Source organism: Shewanella phaeophyticola, from assembly GCF_025398315.1.
In the GTDB taxonomy this organism is placed as follows: domain Bacteria; phylum Pseudomonadota; class Gammaproteobacteria; order Enterobacterales; family Shewanellaceae; genus Shewanella; species Shewanella phaeophyticola.
Genome location: NZ_JAODOQ010000001.1, coordinates 4,385,077 through 4,411,228, shown reverse-complemented (window position 1 = coordinate 4,411,228; position 26,152 = coordinate 4,385,077). Strand labels below are relative to the sequence as shown.

The 26,152-nt window shown below is 43.5% G+C and carries 19 protein-coding genes and 5 pseudogenes; 14 read left to right on the top strand and 10 right to left on the bottom strand.

Annotated features, from left to right (window positions below):
- Positions 1-274 precede the first annotated feature (274 nt).
- From N4T56_RS20525 to glpG, 4 genes and pseudogenes are all read left to right on the top strand, one after another.
- Positions 275-1,468, top strand: coding sequence for a glycine C-acetyltransferase (locus N4T56_RS20525; protein WP_261734485.1), 1,194 nt, complete (start codon positions 275-277; stop codon positions 1,466-1,468).
- 41 nt (positions 1,469-1,509) lie between these two features.
- Positions 1,510-2,537, top strand: a pseudogene (gene tdh / locus N4T56_RS20520) (L-threonine 3-dehydrogenase).
- A gap of 104 nt (positions 2,538-2,641) precedes the next feature.
- Positions 2,642-2,950 carry a thiosulfate sulfurtransferase GlpE gene (gene glpE / locus N4T56_RS20515; protein ID WP_238107505.1) on the top strand — a complete coding sequence of 103 codons (309 nt, stop codon included), beginning with the start codon at positions 2,642-2,644 and terminating at the stop codon, positions 2,948-2,950.
- The gene (gene glpG, locus N4T56_RS20510) at positions 2,947-3,789 is read left to right on the top strand and encodes a rhomboid family intramembrane serine protease GlpG (RefSeq protein WP_261734484.1); all 843 of its coding nucleotides are present in this window, start codon (positions 2,947-2,949) and stop codon (positions 3,787-3,789) included. Before glpE ends, glpG begins: the two co-directional genes overlap by 4 nt.
- 77 nt (positions 3,790-3,866) lie before the next feature.
- On the opposite strand, the gene elbB is transcribed toward glpG, so the two are convergent.
- Positions 3,867-4,523 (bottom strand): isoprenoid biosynthesis glyoxalase ElbB, encoded by a 657-nt coding sequence (elbB, locus tag N4T56_RS20505; protein ID WP_261734483.1) that lies wholly within the window; start codon positions 4,521-4,523, stop codon positions 3,867-3,869.
- Positions 4,524-5,067: 544 nt separating this feature from the next.
- On the opposite strand from elbB, the pseudogene polA reads away from it, so the two are divergent.
- Positions 5,068-7,825, top strand: a pseudogene (gene polA, locus N4T56_RS20500) (DNA polymerase I).
- 625 nt (positions 7,826-8,450) lie between these two features.
- Here the strand turns inward: polA and yihA are convergent.
- A complete protein-coding gene (yihA, locus tag N4T56_RS20495) occupies positions 8,451-9,116 on the bottom strand; it encodes a ribosome biogenesis GTP-binding protein YihA/YsxC (RefSeq protein WP_261734482.1) in 666 nt (221 codons plus the stop codon).
- Between the two features lie 264 nt (positions 9,117-9,380).
- Between yihA and N4T56_RS20490 the strand changes: the two genes are divergently transcribed.
- The 5 genes and pseudogenes from N4T56_RS20490 to N4T56_RS20470 all read left to right on the top strand — a co-directional run bounded on the left by N4T56_RS20490 (position 9,381) and on the right by N4T56_RS20470 (position 13,861).
- Positions 9,381-10,004 carry a c-type cytochrome gene (locus N4T56_RS20490; protein WP_261734481.1) on the top strand — a complete coding sequence of 208 codons (624 nt, stop codon included), beginning with the start codon at positions 9,381-9,383 and terminating at the stop codon, positions 10,002-10,004.
- 1,028 nt (positions 10,005-11,032) lie between these two features.
- Positions 11,033-11,695: a class I SAM-dependent methyltransferase gene (locus N4T56_RS20485; RefSeq protein WP_261734480.1), complete on the top strand. Its 663-nt coding sequence runs from the start codon at positions 11,033-11,035 to the stop codon at positions 11,693-11,695.
- Between the two features lie 55 nt (positions 11,696-11,750).
- Positions 11,751-12,298, top strand: a pseudogene (gene yihI / locus N4T56_RS20480) (Der GTPase-activating protein YihI).
- 112 nt (positions 12,299-12,410) lie between these two features.
- Positions 12,411-12,878 (top strand): DUF2489 domain-containing protein, encoded by a 468-nt coding sequence (locus tag N4T56_RS20475; RefSeq protein ID WP_261734479.1) that lies wholly within the window; start codon positions 12,411-12,413, stop codon positions 12,876-12,878.
- A gap of 368 nt (positions 12,879-13,246) precedes the next feature.
- Positions 13,247-13,861: a lysophospholipid acyltransferase family protein gene (locus tag N4T56_RS20470; protein ID WP_261734478.1), complete on the top strand. Its 615-nt coding sequence runs from the start codon at positions 13,247-13,249 to the stop codon at positions 13,859-13,861.
- Here N4T56_RS20470 and N4T56_RS20465 read toward each other — a convergent pair.
- The 7 genes from N4T56_RS20465 to hutC all read right to left on the bottom strand — a co-directional run bounded on the left by N4T56_RS20465 (position 13,822) and on the right by hutC (position 20,847).
- Complete coding sequence (locus tag N4T56_RS20465) at positions 13,822-15,321, bottom strand: alpha/beta fold hydrolase (RefSeq protein ID WP_261734477.1); 1,500 nt, start codon at positions 15,319-15,321, stop codon at positions 13,822-13,824. The two genes, N4T56_RS20470 and N4T56_RS20465, sit on opposite strands and share 40 nt — an antisense overlap.
- A 22-nt stretch (positions 15,322-15,343) precedes the next feature.
- On the bottom strand, positions 15,344-16,612 hold the full coding sequence (locus tag N4T56_RS20460; RefSeq protein ID WP_261734476.1) for a mechanosensitive ion channel family protein: 1,269 nt from the start codon (positions 16,610-16,612) through the stop codon (positions 15,344-15,346).
- A gap of 217 nt (positions 16,613-16,829) precedes the next feature.
- Positions 16,830-18,368, bottom strand: a complete 1,539-nt coding sequence (gene hutH / locus N4T56_RS20455; RefSeq protein ID WP_261734475.1) for a histidine ammonia-lyase — start codon at positions 18,366-18,368, stop codon at positions 16,830-16,832.
- Positions 18,369-18,371: 3 nt separating this feature from the next.
- Positions 18,372-18,983, bottom strand: a complete 612-nt coding sequence (locus N4T56_RS20450) for a hypothetical protein (protein WP_261734474.1) — start codon at positions 18,981-18,983, stop codon at positions 18,372-18,374.
- Entirely contained in the window at positions 18,904-19,119 is a 216-nt protein-coding gene (locus tag N4T56_RS20445; protein ID WP_261734473.1) for a hypothetical protein, read from the bottom strand. The genes N4T56_RS20450 and N4T56_RS20445 overlap by 80 nt, the downstream gene beginning before the upstream one ends.
- Positions 19,038-20,045, bottom strand: coding sequence for a urocanate hydratase (gene hutU, locus N4T56_RS20440; protein ID WP_261734472.1), 1,008 nt, complete (start codon positions 20,043-20,045; stop codon positions 19,038-19,040). Before hutU ends, N4T56_RS20445 begins: the two co-directional genes overlap by 82 nt.
- A gap of 97 nt (positions 20,046-20,142) precedes the next feature.
- Positions 20,143-20,847, bottom strand: a complete 705-nt coding sequence (hutC, locus tag N4T56_RS20435) for a histidine utilization repressor (protein WP_261734471.1) — start codon at positions 20,845-20,847, stop codon at positions 20,143-20,145.
- Positions 20,848-20,985: 138 nt separating this feature from the next.
- Here hutC and hutI point away from each other — a divergent pair, with 138 nt between their 5' ends.
- From hutI to N4T56_RS22890, 3 genes and pseudogenes are all read left to right on the top strand, one after another.
- On the top strand, positions 20,986-22,218 hold the full coding sequence (gene hutI / locus N4T56_RS20430; protein WP_261734883.1) for an imidazolonepropionase: 1,233 nt from the start codon (positions 20,986-20,988) through the stop codon (positions 22,216-22,218).
- Positions 22,219-22,419: 201 nt separating this feature from the next.
- A pseudogene (locus tag N4T56_RS20425) lies at positions 22,420-23,197 on the top strand (haloacid dehalogenase type II).
- A 69-nt stretch (positions 23,198-23,266) separates the two neighbouring features.
- Positions 23,267-23,530: pseudogene (locus tag N4T56_RS22890) on the top strand (hypothetical protein).
- Positions 23,531-23,549: 19 nt separating this feature from the next.
- On the opposite strand, the gene N4T56_RS20415 reads toward N4T56_RS22890, so the two are convergent.
- Positions 23,550-24,002 carry a DUF2846 domain-containing protein gene (locus N4T56_RS20415; protein ID WP_315903077.1) on the bottom strand — a complete coding sequence of 151 codons (453 nt, stop codon included), beginning with the start codon at positions 24,000-24,002 and terminating at the stop codon, positions 23,550-23,552.
- Positions 24,003-24,437: 435 nt separating this feature from the next.
- Here N4T56_RS20415 and N4T56_RS20410 point away from each other — a divergent pair, with 435 nt between their 5' ends.
- A complete protein-coding gene (locus N4T56_RS20410; RefSeq protein ID WP_315903076.1) occupies positions 24,438-26,057 on the top strand; it encodes an amidohydrolase in 1,620 nt (539 codons plus the stop codon).
- The last annotated feature ends 95 nt before the right edge of the window (positions 26,058-26,152 follow it).

The following is a 26,152-nucleotide window of genomic DNA, read 5'->3' as shown; positions in this document are numbered from 1 at the left end:
CCGACTACAATTGAGCTCAGGTATTTGCGGATTTTTATGTTTCATAATCCGCAAATTAATATCCATTGAACTGACATGTTATATATTAGTTTTTTTAATGTGAATAACGACTACCCCTAATCTAATTCATGTTGGTCTGACGACTAAAAAAAACGCTGTGGAGCGGCAAAAATAAAGGTTAGAATGCCAGCAACTCCAAAACACCCTATCAATTACTGCGGTGTTTTACTGCGTGATTTGGATAAGCATAATAACCATATTTAGGAGAACACAGGTGGCATCTACCTCTTTCTACGACCGTATTAATCAACAAATAGCTGATGTTAAAGCAGATGGTTTATATAAAAGTGAACGCGTTATTGCTTCAGCCCAACAGACAGCCATTGAAGTTAACCACGAAAAAGTCATCAACTTCTGCGCCAACAACTATTTAGGACTAGCCAATCACCCAGAACTTATCCAGGCGGCCAAAGCTGGCTTAGATAGCCACGGTTTTGGTATGGCATCTGTGCGTTTTATTTGCGGCACTCAAGACACTCACAAGCAATTAGAAGCGAGCTTAAGTGAATTTTTAGGCATGGAAGACACCATTCTTTATTCTTCATGTTTTGATGCTAACGCCGGTTTATTCGAAACCTTATTAGATGCCGAAGACGCGATTGTGTCAGACGCGTTAAACCATGCGTCAATCATAGACGGTGTACGTTTATGTAAAGCGAAACGTTTTCGTTATGCCAACAACGACATGGCCGATTTAGAAACTCAGCTAATTGCAGCACAAGCCGCTGGCGCGCGCAACATTCTCATTGCCACCGACGGTGTATTCTCCATGGATGGCGTTATCGCTAACCTCAAAGGTGTGTGCGATCTTGCCGACAAATACGGTGCACTAGTGATGGTAGATGACTCACATGCAGTTGGCTTTATTGGTCAAAATGGCCGTGGCACCCATGAATACTGCGACGTAATGGATCGTGTAGACATTATTACCGGCACATTAGGCAAAGCATTAGGTGGCGCGTCAGGTGGATTTACCGCAGCCAAAAAAGAAGTAGTTGAATGGCTACGTCAGCGCTCACGCCCTTATTTATTTTCAAACTCATTAGCGCCATCAATCGTTAGTGCCTCAATTCGTGTGCTTGATATGCTTAAAACTGGCCACGCGTTGCGCGAAGCCGTATGGGAAAACAGCCGTTATTTCCGTGAGCAAATGTCAGCAGCTGGTTTTACTTTAGGTGGCGCTGACCATGCCATTATTCCAGTCATGATTGGCGACGCGAAGTTAGCTGGTGACTTTGCCAACAAATTATTAGCAGAACACATTTATGTTATTGGCTTCTCGTTCCCAGTGGTACCTAAAGGCCAAGCACGTATTCGTACCCAAATGTCTGCCGCACACACTCGCGAGCAACTCGATCATGCTATCGGCGCCTTTACCCGCATTGGTAAAGAAATGGGTATTATCTAACTCGCTCATATCATTAAGCTCGGGATTACTAGGTTACTAAGATGAAAGCATTAAGCAAATTAAAGCCTGAAGAAGGCATCTGGATGGTTGATGCACCAAAACCAGAAATGGGTCATAACGATCTATTGATCAAAATTAGAAAAACCGCCATTTGTGGCACCGACGTACATATCTACAACTGGGACGAATGGTCACAAAAAACCATTCCTGTTCCTATGATTGCAGGTCATGAATACGTAGGCGAAGTGGTCGACATGCAGCTAAGAAGTGCGCGGTTTTGCCATTGGCGACCGCGTGTCTGGCGAAGGTCATATTACTTGTGGTTATTGCCGCAACTGCCGTGGTGGTCGTACTCATTTATGTCGTAATACTTCTGGCGTCGGTGTTAACCGTGATGGTGCCTTTGCAGAATACCTTGTATTACCAGCCTTTAATGCCTTCAAAATTCCGGCAGATATCTCTGATGACTTAGCCGCTATTTTTGATCCATTTGGTAACGCTGTACATACCGCATTATCATTCGATTTAGTCGGTGAAGATGTATTAATCACTGGTGCTGTACTCTATTGGTATTATGGCTGCCGCTGTGTGTAAGCATGTGGGCGCACGCCATGTTGTAATAACCGATGTCAACGAGTATCGCCTAGACCTAGCCCGCAAAATGGGTGCGACTCGCGCGGTTAACGTGGCCAAAGAAAGCTTAAAAGATGTGATGAAAAACCTCGGCATGACCGAAGGTTTTGATGTGGGCTTAGAAATGTCTGGCGTACCTTCAGCATTTCACGCCATGTTAGACACCATGAACCATGGCGGCAAAATTGCCATGCTGGGTATTCCAGGTGGCGATATGGCCATTGATTGGAGCAAAATCATTTTTAAAGGTTTAATCATCAAAGGTATTTACGGCCGTGAGATGTTTGAAACCTGGTATAAAATGGCCAGCTTAATCCAATCAGGCCTAGACTTAACCCCAATCATTACGCATCATTTCAATGTGGATGATTTCCAGCAAGGCTTTGATGCCATGCGCTCAGGCCAATCTGGCAAAGTGATTTTAAGCTGGGATTAATTCTCGCGCTTATACTGTCTGTATTCTCAAGGGGGTTGCATAACCCCTTGTTGCAAACTGGCTTCCATACAAACGCTTTCCGTGAACTTTTTATAGGTAATACCATGTCTGGTTTTAAACACTTATCTGTTAATGAGCTAATCCATATGTCTGAGGCCTCGAACGAGGTGCAGGTTGTTGATATTCGCGATGCGGCTAGCTTTGCTGCTGGCCATATTCAACATTCAGTCAATTTAAACAATGAAAATTTAGCCCACTATATTGCATCTGCAGATATGGATAAGCCTCTTGTTGTTGTGTGTTATCACGGAATGAGCAGCCAAAGTGCTGCCAGCTATTTAAATGAGCAAGGCTTTGATGATGTCTACAGTCTTGACGGTGGATTTAGTGCATGGAGCCTCGCGCACTCATGATAGAAATAGGCCAACTTCCTAACGCCCGTGCAGCACAAGCATTTATTGATTACCTTAAAGGGTTGAACATTCAATGCCATGCAGTGCGACACGCCCAAGGTGTTGGCCTAATTATTACCAACCCAGAAGATGAGCATCAGGCTCGCGAAGAACTACTGCAGTTTGCCAACAACCCTAATGACAGCAAATATTTACAAGCATCTTGGGACAATGGTGACACCTCTACGCAATTCAACTATGACTCAGGCGCTAAAGGATTGTTGCAGCAATTTCTGACCGGCGTATACTCGCTGACCCTGATAACTTTCTTTATCTGTGTCGCAATATTTGCAGGAATGAACTTAGGCTTTGCTGACGCAATATATAATCAGTTATCGTTTTTTGGCGCAGTCCCACACAGTGATATCAGCCAAATATGGCGAGTTTTCACGCCAAGTTTAATGCATTTTTCGACCATGCATATCGTGTTTAATTTGTTGTGGTGGTGGTATTTAGGTGGAAAAATTGAAACCCGACTCGGTGTTAGACCGTTGCTATTTTTATTCGTTATTGCAGGTACTATTCCCAGCGTGGTGCAGTTTTACATGACCGACTCCCACTTTGGTGGTTTATCTGGTGTGGTGTATGCTGTGGTTGGGTACACTTGGTTAATGGGAGTTAGACAACCTCAATGTGGCATTAGTTTACCGCAAGCCTATATGGGCTTTATGATGGTATGGTTGGTACTTGGCTTTACTGATTTACTCGGTATGCCAATCGCTAACGGTGCCCACATCGGTGGCTTACTCGTTGGGCTTGCTCAAGCTTTATTTGACAGCCGTAAGCAATCAACAAGTTAATTTCCAAAGAGAAGCTGCTACAGCGTCAAGGCAATAAAAACCACCTCCATCGATGGTTTTTATTAGTGTGTTGCAAGCTAATCAATCATCTCTAACACTTTATTCACCAGTTTTTCGATACCTATATGTGCCTCTAAAACCGATGTAGCGAGCATGTATGCTGGTGTGCTCACCACCTTATTTGCCTCATCAACAACGATATCTTCAACAGCTGCCGCTTGATGTTTGCCACCCATTTCATTAAATGCATGGGCAATATCACTATCATTCCCTATGGTGCCAAGCGAACCTTGACCATAAATGTGTGGGATCATCACAGGTGAAATACATACAAACCCCACAGGCTTACGCGCAAGCGCAAACTCACGAATAAAAGTTTCTACAATAGGGTTAATGTGGCAACGGCTGCCTGTTGTCGCAAAATTAGATAAATTCTTGGCTGCACCAAAACCACCAGGTACCACTAACGCATCATAGTCATTAATGTCTAAACTGCTGGCATTGAGCACTTCACCACGAGCAATACGAGCAGACTCAACCAACACGTTGCGAGTTTCTTCAGTATTAACCTCACCGGTTAAATGATTGACCACATGCATTTGGTCAATGTCTGGGGCAAAACACTGATATTGACCACCCGCTCGCGTAATCGCAAGCAAACTTAAAACGGCTTCATGGACTTCTGTACCATCAAATACGCCACAGCCACTGAGCAACACGGCTATCTTTTTCATGCTATTCACCTTCAACTTTTTATTGAGCATTAATTAACAATGTAAAAATTACAACATAATTCCAACAAAACGGTTGATCTGATTAAAAATCGTGCTAACTTAGAACGTCGAATTTTGCTGTTGGGCTTTTTTTAGCCATAAAACATCATTGAAATTCATTGTGACTTAACTGACATCAATAAAAAAGTCCACAAATTAGTTATATTTATTGAAATTAATAAATAGCTCACAAAAATAAAAATAATATATAAATTTCAACTAGATACATATTTCGATTCAAGCCGTAAGAAATTCTATCCAGCAACGTTGATTATTTCACTCACAGACTTATCCACAGGCTGCGAGGCTTTTTTCGTGGTTAAAATTTAATACAAAGGTACCTAACCAAATAAGCCAAACTCACCAACCGCGCGGCTTGTCGGATCTTTGAGTTTATCCACACTCAAGTAGATAAATTTGTGACAATCTCACAAGTACCTTGAGGTGCTGTGGGTATAATGTCATCCTATCTGTCTCGCAAAATACATAAAACGAAAAACACATTATGCCAACAATTCCTAATAATCCGCTCGTCCTCGTCGATGGCTCTTCTTATCTTTATCGCGCTTATTATGCGCCGCCTCATTTAACAAATTCAAAAGGTGAAGCGACGGGTGCGGTTTATGGCGTTGTAAACATGCTACGTAGTTTGTTAAGCCGTTATAGTCCAAGCCATATTGCTGTGGTTTTTGATGCTAAAGGTAAAACGTTTCGTAATGACATGTACGATGAATACAAAGCACAGCGCCCGCCAATGCCAGATGATCTGCGTAATCAAATAGCTCCGTTACATCGCATTATTCATGCTATGGGGTTGCCGTTGATCAGTATTCCAGGTGTCGAGGCCGACGATGTGATTGGCACCATAGCCTTGCAAGCGAGCAAAGAAGGCCGAGCCACGTTAATTAGCACCGGCGATAAAGACATGGCGCAGTTAGTCAACGAACATGTCACCTTAATTAACACCATGACAGATACCATCATGGTACCAGAAGAGGTCAAAACTAAATTTGGCGTTGACTCAGATCGCATTATTGATTTTTTAGCATTAATGGGTGACAAAGCCGATAACATTCCAGGCTTACCTGGCGTCGGTGAAAAAACTGCATTAGCTATGCTGACAGGCGTAGGCAGTGTGGAGCAGCTTTTGGCTAATCCACAAAGCGTAGTTGAAGTTGGCTTTAGAGGCGCCAAAACCATGCCAGCTAAAATTATCGATAACGCTGACATGCTTAAGCTCTCCTATGAACTTGCCACCATCAAAACCGATGTCGAATTAGAGCAAGACTGGCATGAGCTGAATGTTAAGCCACAAGATCGCGATGAATTAATCAAATGTTTTGGTGAAATGGAGTTTAAGCGCTGGTTAGCAGAAGTGTTAGACAACAAACAACCTACAGGCACGGTTAGCCAAGATAGCAACGAAGAAATTACCGTCTCTGCCGCTATCGAAGCCGAATATGAAACCATTCTTAGCGAAGAAGCATTAGACAAATGGATTGATGAACTCAGTAAAGCTGAACTGATTGCCGTTGACACCGAAACCACCAGTCTCAATTACATGGAAGCCAAACTCGTCGGTTTATCATTTGCCACTCAAGCAGGCAAAGCAGCATATCTGCCATTGACCTATGACTATCTTGATGCGCCACAACAACTCGACAAAGCCGCAACGCTTGAAAAGCTGCGCCCTATTTTAGAGGGCAAAACGCCACAAAAAGTCGGTCAAAACCTAAAGTATGACATGAGTATTTTTGCCAATGCAGGCATTAAGCTTGGCGGCGTACGCTTTGACACCATGCTTGAGTCATACGTGTTTAACTCGGTCGCATCACGCCACGACATGGATGGTTTAGCGTTAAAATATTTAGGCCATAAAAATATCAGTTTTGAAGACGTTGCGGGGAAAGGAGCTAAACAGCTGACCTTCAATCAAATAGACTTAGCCACAGCCGGACCTTACGCAGCAGAAGATGCCGATATCACCTTGCGTTTACATGAGCATTTATGGCCGCGCGTAGAAAAAGAGTCAGCATTAGCCTCAGTATTTAACGAATTAGAACTGCCGTTAATTCAGGTGTTATCAGACGTTGAGCGCCAAGGGGTGTTAATCGACTCAATGCTACTCAGTCAACAAAGTGGTGAACTGGCCCAAAAACTCGATGACCTTGAAAATAAAGCTTACGAGATTGCTGGCGAGAAGTTTAACCTCGCATCGCCTAAGCAGCTGCAAACGCTCTTTTTTGAAAAACTTAAATACCCAGTTAAAAAGAAAACCCCAAAAGGTGCCCCTTCAACCTCAGAAGAAGTATTAGTTGAATTAGCCTTAGACTATCCGCTACCTAAAATTATTCTTGAACACCGTAGCCTCGCTAAATTAAAAAGCACCTACACAGATAAATTACCGCTGATGGTCAATGCCACCACCGGCCGTGTTCATACCAGCTATCACCAAGCCAATGCCGCTACCGGACGTTTGTCGTCAAGCGAGCCTAACTTACAAAACATCCCGATTCGAACCGAAGAAGGTCGCCGTATTCGCCAAGCCTTTATTGCCCCTGCCGGTCGTAAAATTTTAGCCGCCGACTATTCGCAAATCGAATTACGCATAACTGGCTCATTTATCTCAAGACAATGGCTTATTAACCGCATTTGCTGCAGGTAAAGACATTCATAGAGCCACCGCAGCTGAAGTGTTTGGTGTTCACTTTGAAGAAGTCACCACCGAACAGCGTCGCCGTGCTAAAGCCGTTAATTTTGGCTTAATTTACGGTATGTCTGCGTTTGGTTTAGCCAAACAATTAGATATTCCGCGTAACGAAGCACAAACCTACATCGACACTTATTTTGCTCGCTATCCTGGTGTCTTAAAATACATGGAAGAAACACGTGCTGATGCCGCCGAACAAGGTTATGTATCAACACTGTTTGGCCGCCGTTTATACCTACCAGAAATTAACGACCGTAATGCAATGCGCCGCCAAGCCGCTGAACGCGCAGCGATTAACGCGCCGATGCAAGGCACCGCCGCTGATATCATCAAAAAAGCCATGATTGCGATTCACCAGTGGATTAATCAAGACACACAAGGTGAAATCACCCTCATTATGCAGGTACACGATGAATTGGTATTTGAAGTTGATGCAACACAAGCTGAAGCACTTAAAAGCAAAGTGTGCGACCTAATGGCACAGGCTGCATCACTTGATGTGCCATTGCTGGCAGAGGCGGGAATAGGCGACAACTGGGACCAAGCCCACTAAAGCTAATATTGTCACACCTCCTTAGGGGCAGACTGAACAACAATGCCGCATTGTCTCAATGCGGCATTATTGTTTAAGGCGTCAAAGCATCTCTTAAAACGACTAATCTTGTGTTCATATCAGCATAAAACTGATAACAGCTTGTCGCTCTGGTTAACAAACAAGCAACGATTTGAGGTCAAACTCACAGTTATTGTGTCTTTTTATGAAAAACAGTTTTTCATTTTAAGGCGAATGCGCTATTATCTCATTCGTAGGGTACAGAGGTTAAGATGTTCAATCTTTCAAACCTTTATTTCACTAGCAATAGTGACTAGCCAAATTCGGCGCCCCAGCAACTTAGGTTGCTGGGGCTTTTTTTTGGTTTTTTTTTCGCTTAAAAATATATTTAGAGTAAATACTTTAACTTTATAAAAAAAGCAGTTATTCTATGGTCATTGAGGGTCGTCAAATTGAGTTGATGACACTTGAGTCTTGTTGAATTTAGCTTCTCCCCAAAAGAGCTAATTTTTGTACCGATAGCCATTTGGCCGTCGGTTTTTTTTGGATGATTTTCATCAAAAACAAATAAAAAAACCGACTCAACGTCGGTTATTTCAAGGTGTCTGGTTTTATTTCATCAACATTATTCTTGCTCGGCTTGCTCACGTAACGCTTGCTGCTCAGGCAACCATGCTGGGTGACACCAGTCATTTAAGACACTCAACACCTTTGGCTTACCAGTGCCTTTTAATGACGAAAACGGTTCAACTTGTACTTTATCACCATAGTCAGCTAATGCTTTACGCACTTCGTTAACGGTTTTCATTTTAATGCTTTGGGTCAATTTATCAGCCTTGGTTAACAAGGCTAATACAGGGATGTTGCTTAATACAGCCCATTCAATCATTTGCATATCAAGATCTTTAAGCGGATGACGAATATCCATCAATACCACCACACCACTTAAACAAGCACGCTTTTGCAAATATTCGCCTAATGCTTGCTGCCATTTGTTTTTAAGCGCTAACGGTACTTGGGCGAAACCATAACCCGGTAAATCCACTAAACGGCGATCAGCATCCAACTCAAAAACGTTAATCAACTGGGTACGACCTGGGGTTTTACTGGTACGAGCTAAACTTTTTTGTTCAGTAAGCGCATTTAATGCACTTGATTTACCTGCGTTTGAGCGTCCAGCAAAAGCAATCTCAACCCCGATATCCCCAGGAAGATACTGATCTAAATGCGCAATATCAGGCGCACTGATTAAAAACTTTGCCTTACGGAAATCGATACGAGATTCGGTCACTAGTCACTCCAATTAAATTACTTTCAGTAAATGCATTACCATAAATGTTTAACAATTGCTTACTTTTGCACGTTTTCGTGTAAAATATTACCCTGATCACATTATTTAACCAAGCAACGCTGATATGTGTGAAGTAGTCATAGTTGATCTCGTTGTACTCGAGCCACGTAAACTACACCAAAGTGCTTGGAAAAATCATTTTACCACGCTTGCGGGTCTTCCTAGTAAGCTCAGGACAATAAATTAACAAGAAGTTGGAACGCCATGAAAAAGTTAGCTCTTGCGCTGTCTGTAGTAGCCACTATGTCATCACCTGCTATGGCTGAAGGTAATGCTGAAGCCGGCAAAACTAAAGTAATCGTATGTTCTGCCTGTCACGGTGTTGACGGCAACAGCATGATCGATATGTACCCAAAACTTGCAGGCCAACACCCTGCATACCTTGAAAAGCAATTAACTGAATTCCGCTCTGCCATGCAAACTGGTGGCAAAGAAGGTCGTATGGATCCAATCATGGGTGGTATGTCTATCGCGTTAAGCGATACTGATATCGCGGATATTTCAGCATTCTTCGCTAGCCAAACTCAATCAGCTAATCCAGCGGTTGAAGGCGTAGAAGCAGGCGAAAAACTCTACCAAGGTGGCGATGCAGCCCGCGGTATCACCTCTTGTATCGCATGTCATGGTCCTGAGGGTAGTGGTGCTGCTGCGGCTGGCTTCCCTATGATTGGCGGTCAACATGCTAACTACATCAAAATCCAGTTAACTAAGTTCCGTGACGGTTCTCGTAACAACGATTTAAATGGCATGATGCAAGATGTTGCTAAAAAATTGTCAGATGCTGATATCGAAGCACTATCTAAATATATTTCAAGCATTAAGAAATAATAGACTGAGTTCGAGATAATAAAAATGAGCATATATTGCTCATTTTTATTACCCTAAAGCTGACGTTTACGTCAACTGATTGCATTAATACTTGACACAGTTCACGGTTTTAGAGTTAAATACACCCCGTACCGAGGTAAACCCAGCTGTTTGGACCATAAACTTAATAACATCAAACAGATTTCGGACTGATACATTTAAGATATAAGAATAAAGAAAAGTCATAACAATAATAATTTAAGGCCACTCACTAATATTAATAACATGAGTCGCGATTTCAATTTGAAATCCAGGTCGTAAAATTTGTAAGGAACTGACCGACTGGTCAAATCGCTATTTAGCACTGCCTTACACAACAGAGTAACCCTTTTGGTGTTTTTTGAATGATTCAAATAGCCGCGGATCAACATTTTGTTGAGGATGCATCCATAAGAAGCTTGCTCGAAGGTACAAAAAACAAGGATGGTTGACTGATAGTCACAGAAGACAAAGAGGATAATGATGTGTCATTGAAGACCATCTACGGAAGCTGTAGTCAGGACGGCGACAGAATATAAAAAAGCGTCAGCGATGACCAATAACAACTACAAAAGCACGGACAGCAAAACAAAAGTTAAGATCTGACCGGGATAGTCACATAGCAAGTACGGATACTTGGAATCAGAATAAGGTGCATTTAAGCACTGTTTTATAAGGTGGCAGTTTACTGCCACCTTTTTTTATGTGTTTTTTATCGCATATCTACAGCCAATGGTTATATCTATCACTTGGACATTGGTATAGTTTATTGTTATACATACCCTTATTAGAATGTGAACTATTTTAGGCTGCGTCACTAAAACCAGTACAATGGAAATGACTACAGGTATCGTTATCAACATCAAAGGTATTGAGACGCTATGTTTGCCAGAGGGTTCTTCAAAAGGCTACCGCAGAATATTCCGCTGATAAATTTCGCTATAAGCGCAAATGCTAATGCGGATGGGTAATATCACTATATATTGTTTACTAAGGTGCTGCTGTCGTTAATGAGCCCATGTCCACTGTGTCATCATTCAGCCAATTTTTTTGTTCAAGACAAAAAAAGAGCTTTTTACGCTTGCCCACAATGCGACTTAGTCTTCGCTAGCCCAAACTCACACCTTATGCCCAATCTAGAACGTCAGCGATATGGTCGGGCACAAAAATCATCTAAACAAAAACAACTATCACAATTTGTTTTACCCCTGTTAGCGCAAATCGCCGAGCAACAAACAGGCAGTTTAAAAGGCCTAAACTTTGGTAGAGTATTAGATGAAAAAAGTCAGCTGAGCATTGTTGAAGCCGGCCATCAAGTGAATCAATACGACCCATTCTTTGCTGCCGATCAGTCTGTTTTAAGTCAGAACTACGATTTTGTTTGTTGTTACCGAGTGTTTGAGCACTTTAGGCATCCCATTCGCGAATGGAAATTATTAAGCCAACTGATTAAGCCTAATGGCTGGTTAGCCATTAGCACCCCACTACTCACAGACAAAGCCCTATTTGCGAAGTGGCATTATAAAAATAATCCCACTCATGTGAGCTTCTATCAGCAAACAACATTCGAATATTTAGCTTCTCACAGTGATTTTGAGCTATTATTTGCAGCAAAAGATCTGGTTTTGATGCAAAAATCGTCAAAACCTGATATAAAGCGCATCCTTATTTAGTGCCTTGGAGAAATTACTCTGCAAGGACGTGTTTAGAAAACCTAACGAGAACATCATGGCTCGCAGTAAAAAAACTCGCAAAGGCGGCGAAAACGGCTCTAAGTTTGCCCCAAGAGTAAAAAAACCGATCGTAAAGCGGTCGATGGTAAAAAATCAGAATCTGGCCGTAAATCTGGCAGCCGTCATAATGAAGCGTTACTTAAACAAGCTTCTGGCAGTGGCGTAGCAGTAACAAAAGATGCACGTCATGGCAGTAAAAAACCGGTTGCATTATCATTGCCAACATCAATCACTGAGCCGTTAGTGGTTAAGCCTAAACAGCCTAAAATAACTGACGAGCAAAAATTGCTGAAGCTAGAAGAAGATCCAAGACTAAATCAGTTGCTTGACCAACTTGAAGAAGGTCGCGATCTGTCTAACGCCGATCAAAAATGGTTAGATATTCAATTAGACAAAATCGAGCAGTTAATGCAACGTTTAGGGCTAACTGAAGGTGGTGAAGCACCTGCGCCTAGCCCTAAAAAGCAACTGACAGACGACGAGCTATTAAATCGTTTTGAGTCAGGCGCAGATCTGCTTAAAGATTATCAAAAACAAGACTAAACCACTCAATGAATTTCATTTGAATGGAATAAACTGGCGCACACCTAGTTGATTGGGTAAATCCCCAATAAACTAGGTTCGCGCCAGTTTTGTATTCAAAAAAGGATAAATTGTGCCAACTATCGCCATTATTATTGCATTACTCATTATCATCGCCCTTGCCGCGTACGCCACTCACCTATTATTAACCCTTAAGCGCCGCACTGAGGCCAACCAAAAAGCGCAGGCAGAGCGTCAAGCCAAAGCGGAAGAGCGTAGACAGCAAATCCTTACCGATATTCGTTATATTGCTGCAGCCATGTTAGAAGACCGCTGCGAGCTTTCTGAAGGTGTGGTGCGCATTGGTAAACTGTTTGATGCATTATCAATGTCAGAACAAGTGGCTGGTGATTTTCCTAACTTATTTGTTCACTATGACATCATTCGAGATCATCCCATCATGGACGCACGTAAAGCCCTGCCAAAACAACAGCGGATGAAATATGATTTAGAACGGATGAAGTCTGAAGCAGAACTAGAGCAAGTCATTTTAGATGAAGCCAAGCGCATCGCAGAGTTCGATAAGCCAACCACTCACTAACTCTCTCATCCCCTATATCGCATATTGCTGCGGGCATGACTTATTGAATCAGCCCGCTACAGCCAATCTCATAGTCAATTGGCGAAGAGTAGATTATATGCTTTAATCACTAAACGCCCCTATTGGGTGCGTCATACCCATCCGCATTAGAATTTGCTCTTTTAGCGAAAATGATCAGTGAGGTATTTGAACCAACCTTTTGAAGACATAGTCGTTCTCGGCAACTGCTCCTGCGTTGCTCTACCTCCTGCATCCATGCAGTCGTCGGCAACTGCTCCTGCGTTGCTCTACCTCCTGCATCCATGCAGTCGTACGTTAAGAAAGGCTACAATAATAAGAAGCGTAAACGCTCTGATTAGGACTCCACTATGATAAACACTTTGTGTATAAGATTAATGCGTCTGCTGGGGTGGACGTTTGAAGGACAGTTCGATAAAACTCAATCGTGCGTGATGATAGTTGGCTCTCATACCAGCAATTGGGACTTTATTATTGGGATTATTGCCCGAAGCGCATTAGGTACAAAAATCCATTTCCTAGGCAAGCACCAATTGTTTATTGCGCCTTGGGGATGGCTATTTCGTGCGATGGGTGGCAGCCCTGTTGATAGGCGCAGACATAATAACCTCGTCGATGCTGCTGCACAGTTGTTTCAACAAGATCCCAACTACAAGTTAGCGCTGGCACCAGAAGGCACACGTAGCCCTGTTACTCGCTGGAAAAGCGGTTTTTATCATATTGCAGTTAAAGCACAGGTAGATATTGTCCCAGTAGGTTTAGATTTTGGCCGCAAAACCATTGTGCTCTCGCCGCCTTTAACTCCAACAGGCAATATTGAAACAGAAATGAACCAATTAATGGATTTTTATCGCACCATCACAGGCTATCGTCCCAAAAAATCCCAAATTACCAGTTACAATCCTCAACTGAACGCCATTAAGTATTACAACGCACTTTCTAGGCTTTGCTCAGCTAATACGTAACTTCCACCCAGGCGTGTCGATTGGGTGGGAGTGATAATTCTTGTTAGTGATAGTACAAGTCGAGTTGATGCTTGCGATACAAACACTGGCGACTCACCGTAAAAACTGACCCCGGCAAAATCAAAACGACTGCGATGACTTTGCATTTGGCCAAGTATTACAGTGTCTGTAGCATTAATGACACTGCGAGTCATTTGCATGGTTTGATTGGCCGTACCAATACGACTTGCAGTTATGGTAACAATAGAGTCTGTCGTGTCCAGGTGCTTCACATCCACATTATCAAAGCGCGCCAACTTACAATCGTTCAATATTATTTGCTGATATTGACCGCTAAATTCACTCTGATCATCTTGAAAGCAGCGGCTCATTCGCTCACTGTTATTTTGTGGTCGAGCTTTTCGAGGCTCAATCGTGGCGTTAAGGCTATCTAATAACAACTGATTAAACTCATTGGGATGAGACTTCATTGGCACATGGTTAGCTTGATTAATCACCTGCAACTGAGAACGAGGTAAAACATGTTGCAACGCATAAGCTGTGCGCAGCGGTGCCACGATATCCTGACCGCCCCAAATAATCTGAGTTGGCGGAACGGATTGATAACTTAACACCGAGAAATTTTGTTCCATCAACGCCAGTGCCGCATTAACATTAGTTTGCTCGCCAATGGTCATATTACGTAACGAGGAGTCACCACTAAAAATCCGTGTTGGGTCAAAACCTGTGCCGGTTTTCTCCAATAATTTATCGGCAAGGTTGTCTACCCGAGCCAAAACTCGTCTAACACTCTGAGGTAAATCGGCCTGATCATTATCGCGGGTCGAAATCCGCTTAATGTAGGCGGTACGATCTAAAATACCGGCCGCATCGACCAACACCAATTGTTGAATACGCCCAGGATATTGGCTGGCATAATACACACTGATAGCCGCGCCCATAGAGTGACCCACAAGGTAAACTTGGCCATCATGGCGATATTGAGTTATCAGCCAATCGATAACTTTGGCGTATTGTTGCGGCGAGTAAGTAAATACAGCTCCTTGAGATAAGCCAAATCCGGGTAAATCGATAGCCACCACATGGTATTGCTTAGCAAGTGTTGGGATTACCGTTAACCAATCTTTCGACGCCTGGTCACCTAAGCCATGAATAAGCACCACAGTGTCGCGATGCTCAAGACCGGCTTGCAAAACAAATACTGGCGCTTGATGGCTGGGCGCGATAACGCGCTCATAGGTATAATCTGCAGGATAGTCAGCTAATTCAGCAAGGCTAAGAGGATTCAGGCTAGGCGCTTTTTCATCACCACTGACACTACGATGAATATCACTGAACCAATTGGCCTGTGCAGGCAAGATGACACAGGTAATGGCCAACACGTAACAGACTAAAAAGCGCACCCGTTGGAGTAACCGACGCTGTAAAACAGCGCCTTGACTATAACGACACTTAGCCACAACTCACATCCTTACCGATTGACTATTGCTGCTCACTGTATTGTTTAATGCTGCGAATATCATTACCGGTTGGGTTTTGAAATGCCCGTAACCCAAACTCAGGCAACACTGCAAAAACATGGTCAAAAATATCAGCTTGAATCCCTTCGTAATACGTCCAACGGATATCATTGGTAAAAATATACAGTTCGATCGGCAAGCCCTCAGTGGTTGGCGCGAGCTGCCTAACCATTAAGGTCATGTCTTTATGAATTTTGTCATGACGACGTAAATACTCTTGTAAGTACGCCCTAAAAGTACCGATATTAGTTAAATGGCGCCCGTTAACTTTCATATCAATATCGCTAATATTGGCATTGGCCGCACTAATTTCACTGAATATTTGTGGTAAATACTCTTTTAGGTAATTCACTTTACCTAAACGAATACGTTCTTCATCTGTTAAAAATTTAATACTGTTAACGTCAATATTCACTGAACGTTTAATACGACGCCCGCCTGACTCAGACATGCCCCGCCAGTTTTTAAAAGCATCAGACACCAAAGCATACGCAGGGATCATGGTGATGGTATTGTCCCAATTGCGCACTTTTACGGTCGTTAATGTGACATCTTCTACCGCGCCGTCAGCGGCGTACTTATCCATTTGGATCCAGTCGCCTTTGCTCACCATGCGGTTAGCCGCAAGCTGAATACCGGCAACAAAGCCCAAAATAGTGTCGCGAAACACCAACATCATAAAACCAGTAGCGACACCTAAACCGCTAAAAAAGTAAATAGGCGACTGGTCGGCTAGTATTGAGAAAACTATAATTAAGCCAATAAAAAATAGGAATAACTTAGTGAGCTGCACAAAGCTTTTAACCGGTATTCGGCGGTTTACATGATTAACATCGGCTATTTCATCAACAGCATTTAGCGCACCATAAATAGCCCTTAAAATAAAGAACACCAGCAATGAACTAAGGAGGCGGTCAATAATGACACTGGCAAACTCATGTGAATTGATCACAATCGGAATAAGCAAATCTAACAGCACAATAGGCACTAATAACGCTAAGCGCTCTAGCACATTAAAGCGCATAAAAATATCGTCCCAGGTGACTGATGAGCGGCGAATAACCGCATTAAGTCCATGCACCACAAATCGATGGGTAATGTAATAAGCAATGCCAGCAATAAGCAAACAAGCAAAAATTAATACCGATGTCGCCACACCATCTGTTGGCTGACTGTCAATGCCTAGCTGGGTTAACCAAGAGGCAACCTCTACCCTAAATTCTGTATTCACTCACAAATCCTTAGCCACATAGTCCTTTACACAAAGGAACGTTTAATACCCAGAAGACAAACAAAACCGAAGGTTTTTACTGCAAGTATTATGCACTTAATTGAGTATTCAATTCAGTACATTCATTCAATAAAGTTAACTCAGCATACCACTGGCGATAATCAAGGGGAGTTTAGCAAACAAAAAGGATCTCGCGATCCTTTTTGTTTGCTAAATCCTAAAAGCTTGGCATTAACTCTGGCGGTAATAGTCGATTAAAACTCGCACTAAGCAGTAAATTAACGGTGTTATCGATATCAGGGGCAAAATAGCGGTCTTGATCATAAAACGACACGATTTCTCTTAGCTCAGCTTTTGCCTTAGCAATGGCAGTACTGGGCTGTAATGGGCTTCTAAAATCTAGCCCTTGCGCCGCAGCGAGTAGTTCAATTGCTAACACGCCACGGGTGTTTTCACTCATGTCTCGCAAACGACGTGCGGCAAAGGTTGCCATCGATACATGGTCTTCTTGATTTGCCGATGTGGGTAAACTGTCTACCGAAGCTGGATGAGCATAGGTTTTATTTTCAGAAGCCAGTGCCGCTGCCGTAACCTGTGCAATCATAAAGCCTGAATTCACCCCACCATTATTGACCAAAAATGGCGGTAATTTTGACAAGCTAGCGTCAATCAGCAGCGCCATACGACGCTCAGCAATCGCACCCATTTCAGCAATGGCAATCGCTAGGTTATCTGCCGCCATTGCCACGGGTTCTGCATGAAAGTTACCGCCAGATATAATGTCGCCAGTATCTTGAAACACTAACGGATTATCGGTCACGCCATTGGCTTCAGCCCCTAGCACTTCTGCCGCTTGACGAATTTGAGTTAAACACGCGCCCAATACCTGTGGCTGGCAACGCAGTGAGTATGGATCTTGTACTTTTTCACAATTACTGTGGCTTTGGCTGATCTCTGATTCGCTTGTTAACAAATGACGAAATATCGCCGCCGAATCAATTTGACCTGTTTGCCCTCGGGCGGAATGAATACGTGCATCAAATGGGCTTCGACTGCCCATTGCTGCTTCAACACTCATGGCACCAATCACAGAACTGGCGGCAAACAAATCTTCTGCATTAAATAAACCTTCTAACGCTAATGCTGTTGATGCTTGAGTGCCATTTAATAACGCCAAGCCTTCTTTAGCAGCCAGTTCAATCGGCGCTAACCCTGCAACCTCTAGGCCTTCGCTTGCCGATATAATTTGCTCTTTATAGCTCATTTCGCCTTCGCCTAATAATGGCAAACACATATGCGCTAATGGTGCTAAGTCGCCCGATGCACCGACAGAGCCTTTCTCGGGTACGCACGGATATACGCCGGCATTCACTAACTGAATTAAAAACTCAATCACCTCTAGACGAATACCAGAAAACCCACGGCTTAATGAGTTAATTTTTAACACCATCATTAAACGCACTGTGGCATCTTGCATGTATTGGCCAATACCTGCGGCATGAGACAACACAATTGATCGCTGCAAAACTTGTAAATCTTGCGGTGCTATTTTGGTGTTGGCCAACAAGCCAAACCCAGTATTGATGCCATATACAGTACGACCTTCACGCAGCACTTGCTGGACAATTTCAGTACTTTGATTAATATCTTTAATCGCATCTTTAGCAAGCGTTATCTTGACGTTATTGCGGCTGATGGCGCGAGTTTGTGCCAATGTTAAGGTGCCTGGGATCAATTCAAATGAGTAAGTCGGCATGGGTTACGCTCCTAACATTGGCAGGTCTAAGCCTTGCGCTTTGGCACAATCTTTAGCAAGCTCGTAACCCGCATCGGCATGACGCATCACCCCAGTTGCGGGATCATTCCATAATACGCGGCCTAACCTCACCGCGGCCTCGTCGGTACCGTCAGCAACAATAACCACCCCAGAATGTTGACTAAAACCCATGCCGACACCGCCGCCATGATGCAATGACACCCAAGTGGCACCGCTTGCAGTATTTAATAACGCATTCATTAATGGCCAATCTGAAACCGCATCAGATCCATCAAGCATGGCTTCGGTTTCACGGTTAGGGCTGGCAACCGAGCCTGAATCTAAGTGATCTCGACCAATGACAATGGGAGCCGACAACTCGCCGCTTTTAACCATCTCATTAAACGCTAACGCTAAACGGGCACGGTCTTTTAAACCGACCCAGCAAATACGCGCTGGTAAACCTTGAAACGCAATGCGCTCACGAGCCATATCGAGCCAATTGTGTAAATGGGGATTATCAGGAATAAGCTCTTTAACTTTGGCATCTGTTTTGTAGATATCTTCTGGATCGCCAGACAAGGCTACCCAGCGGAATGGCCACAATGCCTTCACAAAATAATGGCCGCACGTAAGCTGGCACAAAACCTGGAAAGTCAAAGGCATTACTCACGCCTTCTTCAAAGGCCATTTGACGAATATTGTTACCATAATCTGTAGTTGCCGCGCCTGCAGCTTGCAATGCCAACATGGCACTCTCACTTGCACCGCCATCGACTGTTTAGCGGCTTTAATCACTGCCGCCTCATCTGTTTTGCGCATTTGAGCGGCATACTCTAAAGTCCAACCCTGGGGTAAATAACCGTTTAAAGGATCGTGCGCCGAGGTTTGATCTGTCACTACATCAGGGGTAATACCACGGGTGACTAACTCACTAAACACATCAGCAGCGTTAGCCAACAATCCTACCGAAACGGGCTGGCCGCTTTGGTTCGCTTCATCAATCATCGCTAAGGCTTGGTCTAATGATGTGGCTTTTTTGTCGACGTAACCCGTGCGCATCCGAAAATCGATACGGGTTTCATCCACTTCACAGGTTAACACTGAGTAACCCGCCATAGTGCCTGCCAAAGGTTGCGCGCCACCCATGCCGCCTAAGCCGCCGGTTAAAATCCACTTACCTGCTGACGAGCCATTAAAATGCTGCTTGGCCATGGCGACAAAGGTTTCATAGGTGCCTTGCACAATGCCTTGCGAGCCGATATAAATCCACGAACCCGCGGTCATTTGGCCGTACATTGCCAAGCCTTTTTTATCTAACTCATTAAAGTGCTCCCAGTTAGCCCAGTGAGGTACCAGGTTTGAGTTAGCAATAATCACTCGCGGCGCATTAGCATGAGTGGTAAACACCCCAACAGGTTTACCAGACTGCACCAATAAGGTTTGATCATCTTCAAGACGTTTCAGCACCTCAATAATTTTGTCGTAACTTTGCCAGTCACGCGCGGCGCGGCCAATACCGCCGTATACCACTAACTCTTCTGGACGTTCGGCTACATCAGAATGAAGATTGTTCATTAACATCCGCATCGCAGCTTCTGTTAGCCAACTTTTACACTGTAATTGGGTACCATGCGGCGCAATAATGCGCCGGCTTGGGTCGTGTCGTTTGTCCATAATATCCTCTTCAACCGAGTCAATCCGGTTTGGTCTTGTTGTGTTTTGTATTGTTGTTATGGTTATTCGCTATGGAGCATATCCTCATTGATTAGCATCATTCATTCACCAACGCAGAGGTTAATTTAAACTTACTGCCGGGATGCACTAGCCGTGCAAAACTCACCACACCTTGGCGCGACCAGGTGCGGCGTAAAATTTGTAAACAGGGTTCAGTGGCCTCTATTGCCAACCTTTGCTGTAACAACTCAGTGGCCATAATGGCTTCAACGGTATGACGCGCTTCAGTTAACGGCGCCACAGCAGATAAATATTCGTGTGGCGTTTGCAATCTAAAGTCTTGCTCTAGGTACTTTGGCACTAACTTGGGGTTAACAAAGCGCTCCTCCACTTGCAGAGGTAAACCTTGTTCGCAATGTACTAGTACTGAATAAAATACCGGGTTGCCAACCTCAAGCCCCAATGCATTAGCCACCGCGGTACTGGCGTCAATCTGCTTTAACTCAAGCGGTGTAACGCTATAGCCATGACCGCGGTCTTTAATTTCGTCGGCAATATTACGAATGACCAATAACGATGACTGCGACTTAAGCCCTGCCACAAAAGTGCCCACGCCTTGAGTGCGCTCTAACACACCCGATGCCACCAGCTCAGTTAACGCCCGCCTAGCAGTCATGCGACTACAGACAAATAATTCTGTTAATTGATTCTCAGACGGCACGCGATCGTTTTCTTGCCATTCACCAGTTTCAATCCGTGACAAAATAAATTGTTTAATTTGAGCAAACTTTGCTTGAGCCATATCTTCACTTCCAATACTGACAAAATTGCCATAATTTATTTATCTCAGGTTTTAGCCTACCTTGTATATACAAGGTTAAACAAGTATTGTTTAACCTTACATAGAAGACAAATTTTTTCGATGAAAAAGAGGAATAACATGGTGTGGGATCAAGTATGGATAGATATCAATATCGCCACCATGAATCCCAGCTTTTCTGGTGATTACGGGGTAATACCGCAAGCAGCAATTGCAGTAAAAGACGGTAAAATTGCTTGGGTTGGCTCACGCAATGAACTGCCCGAATTTGACGTTTTGGCAACCCCGGTTTACAGAGGTCAAGGGGGTTGGATAACCCCAGGGCTTATCGATGCACACACTCACTTGGTGTTTGCGAGTCATCGCGCCAATGAGTTTGAGCAACGGCTCCAAGGCGCCAGTTATCAAGATATTGCCCGTGCCGGTGGCGGTATTATTTCAACGGTTAATGCCTGTCGTGATGCCGATGAAGCAGAGTTATTTGAATTAGGTCGCCAACGCTTAAATGCCCTTGCCAGAGAAGGTGTCACTACTGTTGAAATTAAGTCAGGATACGGCTTAAACACTGCAACCGAACTGAAACTATTGCGAGTTGCCCGTGAGCTTGGCGAGCATCATCATATCGATGTTAGCACCACATTTTTAGGTGCTCATGCCATTCCGCCAGAATATCAGGACGATGTAGACAGCTATGTCGACCTTGTTATTAATGACATGCTGCCCGCAGTAATCGCAGAAAACTTAGCGGATGCCGTTGATGTATTTTGCGAAAATATCGCCTTTAATCTTGAGCAAACCGAGCGAGTATTAAGCGCTGCTAAGCGAGCGAGTTTACAGGTAAAACTACACGCTGAGCAGTTATCTAATATGGGTGGTAGCGCCTTAGCTGCAAGCTTGGGGGCTAAGTCGGTTGATCATATTGAGTTTATAGACGAGGCGGGAGTTAAGGCCATAAGCGAAAGTGGAACCTGCGCGACGTTATTACCTGGGGCTTTTTACTTTTTACGCGAAACCCAATTACCGCCCATCGATTTACTGCGTCAATACAAGGTGCCGATGGTGATAGCCAGCGACTTTAACCCAGGTTCATCACCGATTTGCTCAACCTTATTAATGCTCAACATGGCCTGTACCTTGTTTAAGTTAACCCCAGAAGAAGCCCTGCAAGGCGTTACCATCAATGCCGCCAAGGCGTTGGGACTCGAGCATCGCGTTGGTAGTATTACCGTAGGCAAGCAAGCTGACTTTTGTTTATGGGATATCAACACCCCCGCTCAACTCGCGTATTCCTACGGGGTTAATCCTTGTTTAAACGTGGTCAAAAATGGCGAGGTAGTTGCCTTACCCCGTTAATCGCATTTCAAGCCTTCAAGCCGTATGTTGTTGGCTTTTATACACAACATATGGCTCTTTCTCCTTCTATACCTGTAAGACCAACAAGATAAAATCAATAATTGCGTGATTTTAAGATCTATTTCATTTAGGCTAGATACATTGTGAACGATCGTTCAAAATCTTTTTATTGTTAACCTAACCCATATTGACAGAGGTATTATGAAAATCCGCACACTACTATCAATTGCTAGCGCGTTTTTGTTGCTAAACAGCAGCCATGTTTTCGCCAATGAACCAACTGATTCAGCCACTGAACTCACAAAGCCTAAAGTGATTATTTTTGATGTGAATGAAACCCTGTTAGATCTAGAAAACATGCGCAAATCAGTTGGCACTGCGTTAAATGGTCGTGACGATTTATTGCCATTGTGGTTCTCAACCATGTTGCATCACTCTTTAGTGGTTTCAGCCACTGGCGAATATCAGTCATTTGGTAATATTGGGGTGGCATCATTAGAGATGGTGGCCGAAATTAACGGTATTGAAATCACTCACGAACAAGCTAAAACCGCGATTGTAACGCCATTACGCTCATTGCCTGCTCATCCAGATGTTGCAGAAGGTTTAGCAGCATTAAAAGCGCAAGGTTATAAGCTCGTAACATTAACTAACTCATCATTAGAAGGCGTACAATTACAGCTTAAAAATGCAAACTTAAGTCAGTATTTTGATGCCAACTTAAGCATCGAATCTGTCGGTGTATTTAAGCCGCATTTAAGCACTTACCAATGGTAGCATTAAAGATTTAGGCGTTAACGCTAACGAAGCCCTAATGGTTGCTGCCCACGGTTGGGACATCGCAGGTGCTGAAAAAGCAGGGTTACAAACTGCGTTTATTCGTCGCCAGGGTAAAGTGTTGTTTCCACTGGCTGCAGAGCCAGACTATAACGTGTTAGATGTGAATGACCTTGCTAAAACGTTGACTAAGTTTAACTAGGGCTAAGCTGATCTTTGCTGGTTAAATTTTGTTCGAGTTAAAAACGTTTTAATCGAGGCGAATTGATTGATACCTAGCAATCTAAGCAACTCTTTATTTGCAAAGAATCATTCAACAAAGAGTAAAACGTTTTTAGCCGAACCCTTCGGGCAGCGTTTGTTGGCCATTTTTACTGCGTTATCGACTTTTTATGTAGAATAACTACACCTCAAAGTCTCTGCCTTGTACAAATGTCCAACAATTCGCTGCAAAAATAACCTTGAAAGATCAACAGACGCTAGGCAATTAAATTTTAAAAACAAAATCGCCCAGCATTGGCTAGGCGATTTTTGAGCTGACAATTTAACGCTTTCTATTTTTGAGCTACGGCTTGTTTCGGTAAATAAATATCCAAATCCGTCTCTTTCGCTAACTTACACTCTTTAATGTTTTTCATACCAGTGTCGATATCCACTTTTTTCAACGCTGCACCGCCAACAAAAACACCCATTTTAATATACTGCTCAACAAAATAGAGCTGCCCTGCCTCCACTGGTAATTCAATGTTATTTTCACTGAATTCAGACTCAGTAGCTAGAGCGTAGCTGCCTGGAACTAACTCTTTGTAAAAATAAACTTTATTTGCAGTTTCACCTATTAATTTTCCGTCAATATACACATTCTTCTTAAGCGCTTGTACCACAAAGCTATTTCGATAGATATATAAACCAGCATTACCATTTTGTGGTTTTTGGAATTGCTTTAAAGCATTGTCTTGCTCAGAGGAGGCCATAGGTACAGAGGCGCAACCAGAGAAAAATGTCACCGCAATCAGTGATAACGCTAAATAGATTTTTTCATCTAAATTTACTCATTTGAATTGTTATAGCATGATGTTCTAGCCCGGTTAGCCGGATCGTTTACTCAAGTAATTAGACGGTAAAAGGTAGGAAATTAAATAAATAAGTCATCCCGACTTTCTGTAGCTCTGTCCTTGAGATAAATAGAGCAGTCTTAATCTGATAATTTAAACCAAACCTCTATGTCATACAATAGTTGCAGATATGTATATAACCAACTTTGTGACCAACATAAAATGACTAAGAAAAGCGAATACAATTGCTTTAAATCTGACGCTTGCGACCTCTTGCTATTAACCATTAATTAACATTTAATAAGTGTTGATAAATTAGTCGCATAAAGGGATGAAATGATGAAAAAGGATTATATAGCACTGTTGATAACATTGGGCGTTTGCAGTTTGAGTGCAAGCACTTTCGCGCAAACCACCCTAGTGCATGATGTTAACGGCTACACCTTAGTTAACGGTAAATTACACACCTTTAATGCAATTCAGTTCACCGACGATAAAATCGACCGACTTTTCACTAAAGACCAGGCTTTACCCATAGCCAACGATATCATTACCATTGATGGTAAAGGTAAAACTTTACTGCCCGGATTAATCGACGCCCACGGTCATGTGCTCAGTTACGGCTTAAGCTTATTAACCGCAGATTTAACCAACACCAGTAGCGAACAAGATGCGGTGTCACGCGCACTCGCGTTTCTCAAAAAAAATCCGACAGACGGTTGGTTAATGGGTCGCGGTTGGAACCAAGAGTTATGGTTTAGCAAACAATTTCCCAGCAAAGAAAGTCTAGATAAAGCATTCAGTGCTAATCCGGTGTCATTTGGACGGGTTGATGGCCATGCGATTTGGGTAAACAGTAAAGCGCTAGCACTGGCCGGTATTTCAGCCAGCACCGTCTCGCCAGAAGGTGGAGAAATAGTTAAGGATGAGCAAGGTAATCCTACAGGTGTGCTTATCGATAATGCGATGAACTTGGTGTTTAACATCATCCCCGATCTTAATCAGCAACAGCTTGAGTCTACGTTAACCCTAGCAATGGACAGCTTAGCCTCATATGGCTTAACCAGCGTACATGATGCGGGGATCAGCATTAACAACATTAAAGCTTACCAGCAATTAGCGGCAAACACTGCCATGAGCGTGCGCGTTAATGGCATGCTGTCGGTTGAAGACCCACGTTTTGACACGGTATTAAAGCAAGGTCATATCAACACCAGCGACGACATGTTTAAAGTCGACAGTGTAAAAATATCTGCCGACGGCGCATTAGGTAGCCGCGGTGCGGCGTTAATTAAAGAGTACTCAGACCAACCCGGCCACAAAGGCTTAATGCTGTATTCAGACAAGCAATTAGGCAAACTGATTTTACAGGCAATGAAAGCCGGATTTCAGGTTAATACCCACGCCATCGGCGACAACGCCAACCAGGTCGTGCTTAATAAATATCAAAGCGCTATTGCCAAAACCGACTCTAAGGCATTACGTCATCGTATTGAGCATGCTCAAATTCTCGACCTTGCTGACGTCCCCCGCTTTGCCCAGCTCGATGTGATTGCTTCGGTACAAGCCACCCATGCCACCAGCGACAAAAACATGGCCGAAAACCGTTTAGGTAAAGCGCGGCTTGCCGGCGCATATGCATGGCGCAAGCTGTTAAATGCCAATGCCGTCATCGCCAATGGGTCAGATTTTCCTATCGAATCACCGAACCCATTCTTTGGATTGCATGCATCGGTCACCCGTCAAGATCATCTTAACAAGCCTTTAGACGGTTGGTTGGCGGGTGAGAAATTGTCACGTATTGAAGCGTTTAAAAGCTTCACCATCGACGCAGCCTATGCCGGCCACCAAGAGCAGTTATTGGGTACACTAGAGTCAGGTAAAAAAGCAGATTTTATTTTGGTTGAGGACGATTACTTTGCAATAAACCCGCAACAAATATGGCAAAACAAGGTCATCGCCACCTGGGTCAATGGCCGTCAGGTGTTTGTGAAAGGAGAGGAATAGAGCTTCTCAATCTATTTCCTTATGTGCCAAAGTGACACGCAGATTGCTTTTTGAGCAATTTAACCACATAACGCTTATGTGACACTTTGGCACAA